General features: G+C 51.7%; 14 protein-coding genes. 8 read left to right on the top strand and 6 right to left on the bottom strand.

Translation table 11 applies throughout. The annotated features are described in order from the left end of the window. Positions 1–37: 37 nt before the first annotated feature. The gene (hemA, locus tag D4L85_RS02360) at positions 38–1,300 is read left to right on the top strand and encodes a glutamyl-tRNA reductase (RefSeq protein WP_119752812.1); all 1,263 of its coding nucleotides are present in this window, start codon (positions 38–40) and stop codon (positions 1,298–1,300) included. Between the two features lie 247 nt (positions 1,301–1,547). On the opposite strand, the gene D4L85_RS02365 is transcribed toward hemA, so the two are convergent. Continuing rightward, complete coding sequence (locus D4L85_RS02365; RefSeq protein WP_119752813.1) at positions 1,548–2,537, bottom strand: AraC family transcriptional regulator; 990 nt, start codon at positions 2,535–2,537, stop codon at positions 1,548–1,550. Between the two features lie 92 nt (positions 2,538–2,629). Between D4L85_RS02365 and D4L85_RS02370 the strand changes: the two genes are divergently transcribed. The 4 genes from D4L85_RS02370 (at position 2,630) to D4L85_RS02385 (ending at position 5,776) form a co-directional block, all read left to right on the top strand. After that, entirely contained in the window at positions 2,630–3,505 is an 876-nt protein-coding gene (locus D4L85_RS02370) for a cytochrome c4 (RefSeq protein WP_119752814.1), read from the top strand. 210 nt (positions 3,506–3,715) lie between these two features. Continuing rightward, positions 3,716–4,207, top strand: coding sequence for an RNA polymerase sigma factor (locus tag D4L85_RS02375; protein ID WP_228450747.1), 492 nt, complete (start codon positions 3,716–3,718; stop codon positions 4,205–4,207). A gap of 2 nt (positions 4,208–4,209) precedes the next feature. After that, entirely contained in the window at positions 4,210–4,821 is a 612-nt protein-coding gene (locus tag D4L85_RS02380; RefSeq protein WP_119752815.1) for a hypothetical protein, read from the top strand. Positions 4,822–4,885: 64 nt separating this feature from the next. Continuing rightward, a complete protein-coding gene (locus D4L85_RS02385) occupies positions 4,886–5,776 on the top strand; it encodes a TraB/GumN family protein (RefSeq protein WP_119752816.1) in 891 nt (296 codons plus the stop codon). 6 nt (positions 5,777–5,782) lie between these two features. Here the strand turns inward: D4L85_RS02385 and D4L85_RS02390 are convergent, their stop codons facing one another. Then, positions 5,783–6,475, bottom strand: coding sequence for an N-formylglutamate amidohydrolase (locus D4L85_RS02390; protein ID WP_160143496.1), 693 nt, complete (start codon positions 6,473–6,475; stop codon positions 5,783–5,785). 243 nt (positions 6,476–6,718) lie between these two features. Between D4L85_RS02390 and D4L85_RS02395 the strand changes: the two genes are divergently transcribed. Continuing rightward, a complete protein-coding gene (locus tag D4L85_RS02395; protein ID WP_119752818.1) occupies positions 6,719–7,621 on the top strand; it encodes a LytR/AlgR family response regulator transcription factor in 903 nt (300 codons plus the stop codon). A gap of 140 nt (positions 7,622–7,761) precedes the next feature. Beyond that, positions 7,762–8,181: a COG1470 family protein gene (locus D4L85_RS02400; protein ID WP_119752819.1), complete on the top strand. Its 420-nt coding sequence runs from the start codon at positions 7,762–7,764 to the stop codon at positions 8,179–8,181. A 59-nt stretch (positions 8,182–8,240) separates the two neighbouring features. Here the strand turns inward: D4L85_RS02400 and D4L85_RS02405 are convergent, their stop codons facing one another. Genes D4L85_RS02405 through D4L85_RS02420 form a run of 4 tightly spaced genes read right to left on the bottom strand, consistent with a single transcriptional unit; the run spans position 8,241 to position 12,463 of the window. Continuing rightward, positions 8,241–9,485 (bottom strand): carboxylate-amine ligase, encoded by a 1,245-nt coding sequence (locus D4L85_RS02405; RefSeq protein ID WP_119752820.1) that lies wholly within the window; start codon positions 9,483–9,485, stop codon positions 8,241–8,243. After that, positions 9,482–10,924, bottom strand: a complete 1,443-nt coding sequence (locus D4L85_RS02410) for a RimK family protein (protein WP_119752821.1) — start codon at positions 10,922–10,924, stop codon at positions 9,482–9,484. Before D4L85_RS02410 ends, D4L85_RS02405 begins: the two co-directional genes overlap by 4 nt. Further along, on the bottom strand, positions 10,902–11,645 hold the full coding sequence (locus D4L85_RS02415) for a C39 family peptidase (RefSeq protein ID WP_119752822.1): 744 nt from the start codon (positions 11,643–11,645) through the stop codon (positions 10,902–10,904). The genes D4L85_RS02410 and D4L85_RS02415 overlap by 23 nt, the downstream gene beginning before the upstream one ends. A 20-nt stretch (positions 11,646–11,665) precedes the next feature. Beyond that, complete coding sequence (locus tag D4L85_RS02420; protein ID WP_119752823.1) at positions 11,666–12,463, bottom strand: RMD1 family protein; 798 nt, start codon at positions 12,461–12,463, stop codon at positions 11,666–11,668. Between the two features lie 95 nt (positions 12,464–12,558). Here D4L85_RS02420 and D4L85_RS02425 point away from each other — a divergent pair, with 95 nt between their 5' ends. Beyond that, positions 12,559–13,317 carry a S1/P1 nuclease gene (locus tag D4L85_RS02425; RefSeq protein ID WP_119752824.1) on the top strand — a complete coding sequence of 253 codons (759 nt, stop codon included), beginning with the start codon at positions 12,559–12,561 and terminating at the stop codon, positions 13,315–13,317. The last annotated feature ends 6 nt before the right edge of the window (positions 13,318–13,323 follow it).

Here is a 13,323-nt window from a genome sequence, read left to right on the forward strand (position 1 = left end):
CTTCGATTTCGTCTAGGTTATACTTTTGTAACGCGCCATGACACAGAATTTTAAAGCATTAGTGCTCACCTACAAAACCGCTCCGGTAGCCATCCGCGAGCAGGTTTCTTTGACCGAGGAGGCCTCTAAAAAGCTGTTAAATTTCATCCGCGACTATACCACGGCGTCAGACGTGCTGGTGGTCTCTACCTGCAACCGTACGGAAGTATATTACCTGGCCGAAAAGGACTTTTCCGCTGAAATTTTCAAAGGCCTTTCCCTGCTGAAGCAGATCGACGCCGGTTTTGAAGAACATTTCACGTTTTTCCAGGGCCCTGAGGCCGTGCAGCACCTTTTTGACGTAGCCATCGGCCTGGATGCCCAGGTGATCGGCGACCTTCAAATCTCCGGACAAGTAAAAAATGCCTACCAGTGGAGCGCCGACGAGAATATGGCCGGCCCTTTCCTTCACCGGTTGATGCACACCATATTTTTTGTCAACAAACGCGTCGTACAGGAAACCGCGTTCCGCGATGGCGCCGCCTCCATTTCCTATGCCGCCAAAGAAATGGCCGAAGATCTTACCGCCGGTCTGACCTCGCCCAAAGTGCTGGTGGTCGGCGTTGGAGAGATTGGACAAGACGTTTGCCTGAACCTTGCCCACTCGCGCCTCAACCAGGTAAAGATCCTGAACCGGACCGTTGAAAAGGCGGAAAAGCTGGCTCAAAAATGCGGCTTCACCTCCGGCAGCATCGACGCCCTGGCCGACGAAATTGCCGCAGCCGACATCGTGATCAGTTCCGTGTCGGGCAACACTCCGCTCATTACCCGTGAGCTGATGAGCAACGTAAAAATTCTTTCCCACAAATATTTCATCGATCTCTCCATGCCCCGCAGCATTGAGAGCACCATCGAAGAACTCCCCGGCACCATCGTTTATAATCTCGACGACATCCGCGAGAAGACCAACGAAGCCGTAGAGAAACGCAAAGCTTCCATCCCTCACGTGCAGGCCATCATCAAAGAAGTGATCAACGACTTTGAAGATTGGTCGAAAGAAATGATCGTGACGCCCACCATCCAGAAATTGAAAAATACGCTGGAGCAGATCCGCAAGGAAGAGTTGGCGCGATTCCTGAAAAACACCAAGCCCGAAGAAGCCGAGCGCCTGGAAGAGATGAGCAAATCGCTGATGCAAAAAATATTGAAGTATCCCGTACTCCAATTAAAAGCCGCATGCCGCCGCGGCGATGCCGAATCGTTGTCTGAAGTTTTGAACGAGCTTTTCAATCTGGAGGGTCATCCGGAGAAGTCTAAGTAATTTTTGACGGAGAATGTTTTTATAAGTAGGGCACAGATCCCTGTGTCTTTGTTAATGTCTTACTTGACAAAGACGGTGGGAACTTTGCTACGGCTATAGCACTAATATTGATGAGTCTCATCAAGGGTTTCTATCTTCTAAACATTTCTGTACTCAAGCCCGTAGGGCTTAGGTGTAGAAACGGTTTATTGATATAGACAATTACACTTACCCCCAGTTTCACTGGGGCTATTGTAAGGAAATTCTCTTAGTTTCTGTACTGCGTGGGGTTGATGCCGAACTTGCGTTTGAAGGCGGTGGAGAAGTGGTTGGGGTTTTTGTAGCCTACCTGGCTGCTGACTTCGTTCACGTAGGCTCCGGCATCTTGGAGCAGGCGGCGGGCGTGTTCCATTTTGAGATCGTGGAGGTAGTCGAATACGGTGGTGCCGAAAATTTCTTTGAAGCCTTTTTTGAGTTTGAATTCGTTCAGGCCGAAGGCTTTGCTGAGGGTGCGCAACGAGTGATCATCGGTGAAACGTTGGTGGAGAAAATCGCGGAGGGCGTAGAAGGCGTCCTGGTCTTTGGAATTTATTTTTTGATCGGTGGAGGCTTGGTCGCGTTTTACGAGTTGGTCCAGTTGCAAGGCCACGAGCTCCAGTACTTTGGCTTCGATCACGATCTTGCGCAGGTTACCGCTCAGTGAGCAGTTGAGGATGTCGTGCACCACGCCAAACATCTTGGGTGTCATCTGCATGTTGTCGAGGCTGCCGCTTACGGGTTGTTTGTTCAGCAATTTTTCTTTGAGGTTCGCCTGCCATCTTTCTTTGTCGCACAACAGTTGGGAGTAATACAGACGGTCTATGGAAAGGTGGAGGATGTCGATGCTGTCCTGGGCATCCATGTAGTGGTCCTGGTTCACTTCAGGTTTGTACACGAAGTTGTGCTGGCCTTTGTCCATGCGCAGGCGTTTTTGCAGGCCGGCGAAATCAGACTCAATGGAGCCCTCGAGGAAAATACAGGTGTCGACCGTGGTCGATTCCCATGACTCGCGTTGTTGGAGGTGGAGGTTTTGGCTCACGTGGCCTTCGAATTTCACGAGGTGTATTTCGGGCAGCACCAGGTCTTGCAGGGCGAGGCGGCCCCATTCCGTATCAATGGGTGTATGGGCGACGAATTCTGTTTCAGCGACAGGCGAGACGGGCCATGCGGGGGGCAAAATCCGGGTGTAGTCTACCGTAATACAGTTACTTCGATTCATAAAATTCCTTTTCGCGGATGAGATGCTCCGTTTAACGTAGGCTTCGGGGTTTGGTTGGACCGTAAAAGAATGGAAAATCGATTGAACCCTCTATGATAAAGAAGATCCTGAAAGTTACTGGCCTTGTACTCGGCGTTTTGGTGGTCATTATCGCCGGCTATTATACCAAGGCGCACATCAGCACCAACCAGCGCATGCACAAGCGCTATGCCGTTACCCCGCAGATATTGCCCATCCTGAACGATTCGGCCGTCCTGGCGCGTGGCGAGCACCTCACGCGCATCAAGTCGTGCAACGGCTGTCACGGCAAGGACATGGGTGGTAAAGTATTTGTGGACGATCCCGCGCTCGGGCTCCTGATCGCCCCCAACCTGACAAAAGGAAAAGGTGGACGCCCGGCCGACTACAATGCCGAAGACTGGTCGCTGGCCTTGCGCCATGGCCTGCGCCGCGATCGCACACCGCTTCTGTTCATGCCCTCCCATGAGTTCACCCTCATGAGCGAAGAAGACATGACCGCGATCATTTCCTATTGTGCCAACCTGCAGCCCATTGACCGCGAATTTCCGAAAACCAACATCGGACCGCTGGCCCGCGTGCTGGCCGACCTCGACAAACTGCCATTGTTGCCCGCGGAGATGATCGACCATGATCGCAAAATGGTGAAAGAAGTAAAGGCCGAGATTTCCGCAGAGTATGGCAAATACCTGTCCACCTCCTGCACGGGATGTCACCGCGAGAATTTGAAAGGTGGTGATCCTGTGGCGCCGGGATATCCTGAAGTAGCCGACATCAGTGGCTCGGGACATCCAGGTCAATGGACCGACGAACAGTTCATCCAGACCCTGCGCACGGGTGTGACCCCCGAGGGCAAGACCCTGAACCCGGAAGAAATGCCCTGGACGATGACGAAAGAATTTTCGGATGTGGAGTTGAAAGCGCTTCACCTCTATTTAAAGAGCATATAATCTCACCTTCTCGCTGCATGCCCCGGCACCTCTGCAAAAGCGGTGCCGCGGGCATTGTAGTTTCTCCCCCTCCGGTACTCCACGTTTTTATGAAAAGAACAAAAGACCTCTTCGACCAGCCCTTGCTTTATGACGGGATCCGTATTTCATATGCTTTGCCTGTAATTTTCTTTTTTTACCTTCGACATATTCATCAACGAAAGGCACCCCTTGGCGATAGCGGAAGAAAAGCGATTCATTAACCTGATCAATGAGCACCAGGGGCTCATCCACAAGGTCTGTATCATGTATGAGAACGACCCGGATGTGCGCAACGATCTGTTCCAGGAGATCGTGTTCCAATTGTGGAAGTCATTTTCAACGTTTCGGGGTGAGGCCAAGATCACCACGTGGATGTATCGTATCGCGCTGAACACCGCCATCTCCGGTTTTCGGAAGCAAACGCGGAATGTAAAGACAGAAGACCTGAAAGAGCTTCACCTCAACATTTCCGATGGCTGGGCCGACGATCGCGAAGAAGAAGTGCAACGCCTCCACTGGGCCATACGCCAGCTCTCCGAGATCGAGCGCGCCATGATCATGATGGCGTTGGAAGAAGTGCCCTATGAAGAGATCGCCGAAACGATTGGCATCACCCAAAATAATGTGCGGGTCAGGATGAACCGCATTCGTGAAAAACTCAAAAAACTTATGTGTCCCTAACCATGGAACTCGAAGATTTAAAAAGCATTTGGAAGAGCAGCGAACCTGCGTTTCAGCCTAAGAATGAAACGGAGATCGCTTCCATGTTAACCGGACGAAGCCGCTCCATTATCGAAAAACTGAAACGCAATGTTTGGTTTGAATTGATACTCACGCTGGTCGTGAGCGTAGCGCTGCTCATCTACGCCCTCGCGCTTACGTCGGGGATGCTGAAGTGGTCTTTCATTTCTATTTTGGTGATCTGCCTGGCCTACACGTTCTACTACATCAAAAAGCTGATGCTCCTGAACCGCTTCAACCCAGCCAACGAAAATGTTCACGCGAACCTGGTGGCCCTCATCGATAGCCTGACGGGATACCTGAAATTTTACCGGCGCAGCTACTCCATTCTGTATCCGCTTTATTTTGGATTGGTATTGTTGCTCGGGGCGATCGAACGGGGCACCACGCAATTCCTGGAACATTTGTCGAAACCAAAAACGATTGCTTACCTGTTGTCGATGGCCGCGATGGTGTTCTTTCTCTGCACGTCGTTCACCAACTGGTATTTGAAAAAACTATACGGCAACCACCTCGATAAACTGAAGGGTTTATTGAAAGACCTGGAGCAATAAAATTTTTTGGCTGGCTTTTCCTGCCATCATTATTCAACCTTATTCCACGCTTAACGGTCACTTCATGAGATCCTGCGCACGATTATTTTTCTGGCTCACCTTGTGCGGCCTCTCCCCTCAAGCCTTGGCGCAATCGCCGGCGGCAGAGAATGCCGTGTTTTGGGAGATCAGCGCCAACGGTCTCTCCAAGCCTTCTTATCTCTTTGGAACCTTTCATTTGAAAGGCTCCACCTATGTGGACAGCCTCACGCAAGTGATCGATAAGTTCAAAGGCAGTGGCACCGTCGTGGGCGAATTGCTCTTCGACAGCACCATGACCATGAAGGTGATGACCGCCTCCATCATGAAAGACACCACGCTCGACATGTTGATGAGCCGCGAACACTTCCAGCAAACGGCTTCCTGGCTGAAAGAACTGACGGGCTATGACCTGAAGATGTTCAACAAGATGAATCCGATGATGATCGAGATCCTCATCATGAGCACGCTCCAACAAAAATATTTCCCCGCCCCGCCCAACGACCGCCCCATGGATCTCTATTTCCAGCAACGCGCAAAGACCGAGGGTAAAAAGATGATCGGCCTCGAATCGTTCGATGAGCAAATCAACGCGCTGTACAATCAATTCAGCTACAAGCGGCAGGCCGATATGCTCATGGACTACGTGCTGGAGAAAGACCGCGCAAAAAGCGACGTCGTCAACATGAATCGCTACTACCGCGAGGGCAACCTGAGTCAACTGGAATCGATGATGACCCGCGAAGTGTTCTCTGAAAAAGAGACAGACGTGCTGGTCAACGACCGTAACCGTAAATGGATGATCCAACTTCCCGGGCTGATGAAAGAACAGCAAACCTTTATTGCCGTGGGCGCGCTGCATTTGGCAGGCGAAAATGGGTTGGTCGCGCTGCTGCGCAAAGCCGGCTATGTGGTGAGGCCTGTGCGAATGTTGTAAATCAAATCACAAGTAAGGCAGCTCGTCCAGGACTTTGGCGATGCCGTTCTTCAACGCGTGCGTGATCGCCCCCCATTCTTCTGTCCCGATATATTTCTGGTTGATCTCCACCTCGATGCCCACATAGCACTCGTCGGGAAAGACTGTGCGCAGGTAGGTTGGGAATCCGTCGTCGATCCCTTTGTAGGGGGCGTTAAATTGGATGGACATCGCCGGCAGGTATTGTTCCAGCGCCTCCGCGTAGCGCCGGCAGAATTCGGTTTCATTTTTCCGCGAGGGGTCAAACAACAAACCCACATCGACCGTGCGCGTGACCCCATTGAGGACTGGGGTGAAGGAGTGGATGGCCAGGTGAAGGGTGGGTTGGGTTGCCCGTTCAATAAGGTCCTCCACGGCGCCGCGGTGTGGGTGATAGTACTGTTGCAAAATGTGTTCTCTTTCCGCGTCCGTCAGGGCCTTCACATATTCGGAAAACAAAGCATCGTTGTGCAACGACCGGTTGGGTTCCACCAGCAACCGGGTGGTCTCGCATACCCATAAGGGTGCCGCCAATTGATCGGACAAATAACGCGCGACCTCCACCGCGCCCGGATCCCACCCGCGGTGGGACTGCAACACGTCTTCCTGACCTTTAAAAAAATGCCCATATGAGGGCGGCACTGTATTTCCGGCGTGTTCGCATGTAAAAATGATGTTCACGATGGTTCAAAATTATGACCTACACAATACAGCAATGCTATCCGTTTTGTTTAAAAATGGGTCGCCGGTCATCCAAATTCCTAACTTTTCACCCCAATCCTTATCCTTTTACCACATCCTGCGTACAATTGGAAACCCTGGGCGCCTGGTGTAGTTCAGAAATCAGGAGTACTAAATTCTGGCTCCTGACTCCTGGATTCTGGCTCCTGACCTCCTAGCTTTGCCATAAACGAAAATGTGAAGATGCGTTTAGCTGAAAAACTCAATTCTCCCTTTCCGTTCTATCTGAATGATGAGCGTAAAAACGTCATCTTCATACTGTTTGTCAGCCTTTTTGTGGTGTTCTTTCTGCAGGTTTACCGCACTTCCCATCACCAACATGTGCTCACCCTGGGGCACAAATTTTTGTTTGGTGGGGTCACGTTTGTGGTCCTCTTCTTCAATATACTTGTATTGCCCCGATTATTTCCGCAGGCCTTTGACACTTCTCAGTGGACAATAAAAAAATATATACTGCTCACGCTGTGGCATTGCGTGGTCATCGGGGCCGCCAGCTCGCTGATTGAGAAACTGTTCCTTTTTCCGGATATGCCCTTTTGGGACCTGGTGGTGGGAGCAAACCGGGAGGTTGCGCAAACGGGTGTGATCACCATCACCATCATGACGCTGTTCCTGAGAAACAATGTGTTGAAACAAAACCTGCGCAGCGCCACCCAGGCCAACCGGGAATTGAGCGAGATCAAGAGCCTGAAACGGGAAAATCACGCCGGCAACGGTCAAAACCACCACCTAACCCTGCATTCAGAGACCAGCGAAACCCTGAGTTTTCACCTCCCCGACCTCCTCTTCATCGAGGCCGACGACAACTATTCTACCGTGGTGTGGAAAGACAGCAAGGGCATGCACAAAAAGCTGCTGCGGGCCAACCTCAAAAGCATGGAAAGCCAGATCAACAACGACTTTGCCATCCGTTGCCACCGCTCCTACCTGGTGAATGTGAACGCCATTGCCAATATCAGTGGGAATGCGAACGGTTATAAGCTTCAGATCCTGGACACAGACATTTCCATCCCGGTGTCGCGCACAAAAGGGAAGGAAGTGATCGAAAAGATCCACCATTTGCGCAACGCGATGGAAATGGCTTGATGGCCATTTACCCCAAACGCCGTCGACTCACCCCAAGCCTGCACGGCCCGCCACAAGATCGCCACCATTCGCTTCATTGTGATCCACGGCCGGACCGAATCCTTTTTCTTCGCGTTAGCCTTTAGCAAAACACTACGCGCATGAAAAAAACTTTCCTCCTCCTCTTTGTCTGGGCCGTATGTGTTGTCAGTGCTTCGGCCCAGGAAAAACCCGCCCCCCGTTCGGAATTTGCTGTTGAGCTTTCCGCTTCCTCTCTCGAAATCAAAACCGGTGAGTCACGTGACGTCACGGTGCATTTGAACCGGTCCAAGAGCTATTCAAAATCAAAAGGTGTGTTGGGAGTGTCATCCGGCTTGCCCGAGGGCATAACCGTATCCTTTGAACCGGCAACCGATGTAACCACAGAGAGCATCGCAAAAATTGCGGTCTCCAAAACGGCAAAGCCTGGAAGTTATACACTGATTCTTAATGGCACCATGGAACACAAAACAAAAGGTGCTACGCTCATGCTGACCGTTCGCGAAGGCGAGCCTTCCACGGCCGTGTCGTCCATTCATTAACCTGGACTGTTGTGTAAGGCGTCTTTGCGGGACTTCCCGTAAAGGCGCAAATACACAGCTTACAGGCTGAACATTTTATTGTCGGCAAGGCAGGTGGCGAGCGTCTTGAAGGTTGCCACGATCGTTTCATGGGAAGGGTCTTTCCCCATGGCGCCGATGATCCGTTGCGACAATGTGCCTTCTTTCAAAATCAGATCCACCGGTTTTTTCCATCGCTCGGGCTGCGGGTCATATGTGGCCATTTTCGCGGCGAGATGTTGCAAGACTTCACGCGCCGTGGCCGTGGTTTGTTGCATTCCGAAAAAGGCCAGGTACTCGGTTTGTGTGATCACGGCCTCTTGTGCCTTCTCGGTGGTTTGATCGAGGATCTGCGCCAGCGTTTCCGTCTTCCATTTCATCTGAGCTTCATGGTCGGCGATCTTGCCGTTCACCAACGCTTTGATGAGCCCGATCACAAACGACACAATGGCCAGGTCGGCCGCAGGACATTCCTGGATGTCCATGATCCGGATCTCGATAGAGCCGCGATCGAAACGGGGAATGGCGCCGCGCGAATTCACCCAGATGGCATTCAGTTCGCCTTCGGGGTCATAGGGCGCGATCTCGGTCTTGATCTTTTCGTAAATAGTATTCAAATAATTGCGTCGCGAGAACACGGCTTCCGGGATCACCTTCCCCGTGATGCAAGGGATCTTGGATTGATTGGTCTTATAGTACTTCAACCGCGTATCCATCAGGCCCGTCAACTTTCCATCCAACATCGGCGAGCTGGCGCAAAGGGCCGGCAACAAGGGCAGCACCAGCCGGATCGCGGCATGCAGCCGGGCAAACTCTTCGTCGTCGTAGAAGGGCAGGTTTAGGTGGGTGCTTTGCAGGTTGGACCAGCCATGACCTTTGCAATCGAAGATCTTGTTGTAGATGGTGTAGACTTCGTTGTTCTCGTGCGGCCACAGCTTGGTTTCCGTCATGGGATTCATGAACGGGTGGGCTGCCGTAGGCAATAGCATGGCGTTCCATTGCGAAAGAATGGTGTTGATATTTTTCACATTGGCAGCGAACTCTTTTTCCAATGTAGCAAAATCGGATTCCGGCTTGGTGGACTTCAATTCGACCACGTGCATCACCAGCTCGTTCGACCAGGTGACCATCCCTTTCTCCACATCGCTGCCGTAGTGCCCCAACTCGTGCTTCAACAGATCGTCGGTGATGGGTTTGATCTGTAGCGTGCTGCGGTCGACGAGCATGTATTCCAGTTCTACGCCGTAGCCCTGGAAGAGGTGAATACGTGACGGTTGGTGCATCATTTTTCGGCTTTGATCTTGTTTAAGAAAACATCCATGATGGTGGCGTATAACTTATCTTTTAAAATTTTATCTTCCATACCGGAGTCGATGTTGGGGTTGTCGTTGATCTCGATCACATAGAACTTTCCATCTACTTCCTTCATGTCCACCCCATAGAGGCTGCGGCCGATCAGAGCCGTGGCTTTTAGTGCCGTCCGGATCAGTCCGGCCGGTGCGTTGTCTACGGCCACCGACTCTACATCCCCTTCGCGATTTTGCTTTTCCGAATTCCAGTTCACGATCTGCCAATGTTCCGTCGCCATAAAATACTTGCAAACATACAACGGCTTGCCGTCAATAATGCCGACACGCCAGTCAAAGGTCGTCGGCAAAAACTCCTGGGCAATGAGTAGCTCCGATTTCACAAACATCTCGGCGCACACTTTTTTATACTCCTCGGCATCCTTGATCTTGAAAACGCCCTTGCTGAACGCGCCATCGGGTTGCTTCAGGATGAAGGGATAGGGAAGCTTCTCCGAGAGGGTCTTATAGTTTTCTTTGCTCACCACATACGACTTGGGCGTGAGGATCTTGTTGGCCGTCAGCAATTCGTTGAGGTAAACTTTGTTGGTGCATTTGAGAATGGACTCCGGATCGTCGATCACGGTGAGCCCCAACGACTGGGCCTTCTTGGCGAAGCGGAAGGTGTAGTGGTTCACGTAAGTCGTTTCGCGGATGAAGAGGGCGTCGTATTGGATGAGCTCGTCGAAGTCGTCGCGGGTGATCAACTCCACGTTGAAGCCCGCCTGGTCGCCGGCTTTGATGAATTTCTGGATGGCTTTTTCGTCGGAAGGTGGATTGGCATCCTTCGGGTCGACGAGGATGGCCATGTCATATTTCTTTTTATCGGGCCGCACTTCGCGTTTGCGCAGCAGGTAACGCTCTGCCGACGAACGCAGCAACGACTGATCCTCTTCCGGTACCTCACCCAAACTCAACGGCTTGATACTTTGCAGCACCCACTTGCTTCGCTTCGTGAACGTGGCCCGCAAACTCGGTGCCTGGATGTATTGAAAGAGTTGCTTCGCCAGCGGGTTCAGATCTTCTTCATTGCTGCTGCCAAAGTAAATGTTGAACTCCACTTTGTCGGTGGTCACCCCCTTGAACGACGCCTGGATCAGGTCGTCAAAGTCCTGTGAATCTTCCCGCAGGATTGACGGGAAGCGCAGGTCCTGGATGGTCGACACGCCGGGCAGCACCTTGTGTTTCCGGGCTTCGGCCAGGAGCGACACGTAATAGCCGAGGCTTTGGTATTGGTAACTTTTGCAGAGGTTGATCACCTTCAGTCCACGGGCCGGGTAATCTTCCCCCTCGATATACCGCGAAGGCGAAATGACTTCGACGTCTTCGAGATTGAACCGCCAGTGGCTGGGATTTTCAACGATGATGAGTTTTGGCATGGGTCTTTTTTTCTTTCGGTTCAATGACCATCAAATTGGCATCATAGGTAACGATGCCGAGCATGATACTGTTTATGAGACGCGGAAAACTTACGCTGTATACTTGTCCCTTTCCCAGCGGGTTGGGCTCCATGGGATCGGCGATGTAGGCGCAGTTCTTGGCTTCGTCGTAGCCCGTGATCACCACAAAGTGCCCGGAGGGTTCGCCCTTGATGCTGTCGTAGATGTCGAACTGGGGAATTTCGCGGGCCGTGCCATACAGGTGGGTCGCACTGAGACCGGCCAGCAACGGAATGGAACGGTTCAGATAGTCTTTGATGAGATTCTCATCCAACTCTGTGTTGCGCAGCTCACCGCCGGCTTGGAGAAAATTGATGTAGGCCCTGGAGGCCACCTGCAATTTCCGGCGCTTTATCTTGAACTCCATCTGGGCTTTCAACTGCTGGACCATCTTTTTAGATGATGCTTTGAACCACGTGGGGTCGAATACATTGAGATTGTAGGTATAGATATGCGTGTTGTAGCCGCGCTTCAACGCATGATGTCCCAGGAGCACGGCCAGTGTGCCACCGAACTTGAGCTGCTTCACCTCCTTGATCACTTCCTTGAGGGGAAGCTCGTCGCCGTAATAGTTGTAGAGCGCGTGCAGACACGTGGGCCCACAGGTTACATCATCGGGTTGAGCAAGAATATCGAAACCGAGTACAAGTTCTTTTTTCATATCAGGTCTGTGGGCTCAGGCTAGGTAAGTTTGAGGAGTTTTGTGATCAAGAGATCGAAAACCTCTACAAGAATAAGAATGATAATGATCCATTCCAATAAACTGCTCTCCCGTTGGTTGATGACCTCCCTGAAAACGCCAAGATTATCTTCAATGATACGCAACGTATACTCTATTTCACTAAAACGCACACGCAAGTCGAAATGTTTGATCAGTCCCTGGTGCAACTTGTCCAGGTAGGCATCATCCCAAACCAGGTCCGGGGCATCGAAGATGTAGATATTTTCGGCGATGTCGTTTTGCGTGTTGAGGGCGCGGCCCATGAAGCGCATCATGTTGTTGCGGCTCACTTTCAGCTTGCCCGTGGTCTCCAACTGGTTGGTGAAGACTTTTACCTCGGTCAATAAATTCTCGGTCACGGCGTGATAGTGGTCCAGGGCCACCGATTGGGCCAGGTTGAACATGGTGATGCGGATCACTTTGTCGTCGATCTTGTCGAGGATGAGTTCGTCAAAACCAAACCGCAGTTCGTTGCCGGGGTTGGCGCTAATCGTGTGGTCGTCGCGCAACGGGGGCACCACCTGGTTACGTTGGAAGGGCTGCACGGTCTTGATGGCCCACTTCATCTCGTCTTCGGAATAGCCCGAAAAAACCACCACGCCAAAATTGAAATAGTACTGAAATTTCTGCCCGTCAAAAAAATAGAAAAGTTCTGACGAGCTATCGGCCAGGGGCTTGATATCGAGGAAGGTCTTTATTCCTTTGATATCAAATTGATTGGCTACCAGAAAAGCGCAGAGTTTAACCGTTTGGGGCATAGATCAGCCTTTCACTAAAGATATAAATTTAAATTCATGAGCAGTTCATATCCGTTTGTTGGAAATGTGAGAAATTGTCGCCCTTTAACCTGTTTATGAAAAAGATCATACTCACGCCGTTCTTCCTGTTCCTCTGCCTCAGCGCCTGGGCCTGGGGTGTCACGGGCCACCGTGCCACGGGGCTCATTGCCGAAAAACACCTGACTAAAAAAGCACTCAAAGAATTGGAGCGTGTCCTCCACGGCCAATCCCTGGCCATGGCCAGCACCTGGATGGACGAGATCCGTTCCGACTCCACCTACGACTACGCCTCCGACTGGCATTGGGTGACCATACTCGACGGCCAGACCTACGAGCAAAGTACAAAAAACCCGCATGGTGACGTCATCCAAACCCTGGAGCGTCTCATCGCCGAACTGAAATCAAAGAAGCTGAGCGCCAAAGATGAACAAGAGCACGTGAAAATGCTCATCCACCTCGTCGGCGACATCCACCAGCCCCTGCACGTGGGCCTCAACGACCAGGGAGGCAACCTGGTAAAAGTAAACTGGTTCAGAGAAGACAGCAACCTGCACCGCGTGTGGGACAGCGACATGATCGACTTCACCCGCCTGAGCTACACCGAGCTGGCCGAGTCGCTCGACAAACCGGACGCCACCCGAGTCGCCACGCTGCAAAAAGCAACGGTGCGCGACTGGGCAAACGAAAGCATCTCCTATCGCAAGCAGGTGTATGCCTACGGAAACGGTAAGCTGGGCTATAAATATTCCTACGTGAACATGCCCCTCGTACGGGAAAGATTGATGATGGCCGGCGTGCGCCTGGCCGGCATTTTGAACGAGATCTATAAGTGATTTGTT

The sequence above is a fragment of the Chryseolinea soli genome, assembly GCF_003589925.1.
Taxonomy (GTDB): Bacteria; Bacteroidota; Bacteroidia; order Cytophagales; family Cyclobacteriaceae; genus Chryseolinea; species Chryseolinea soli.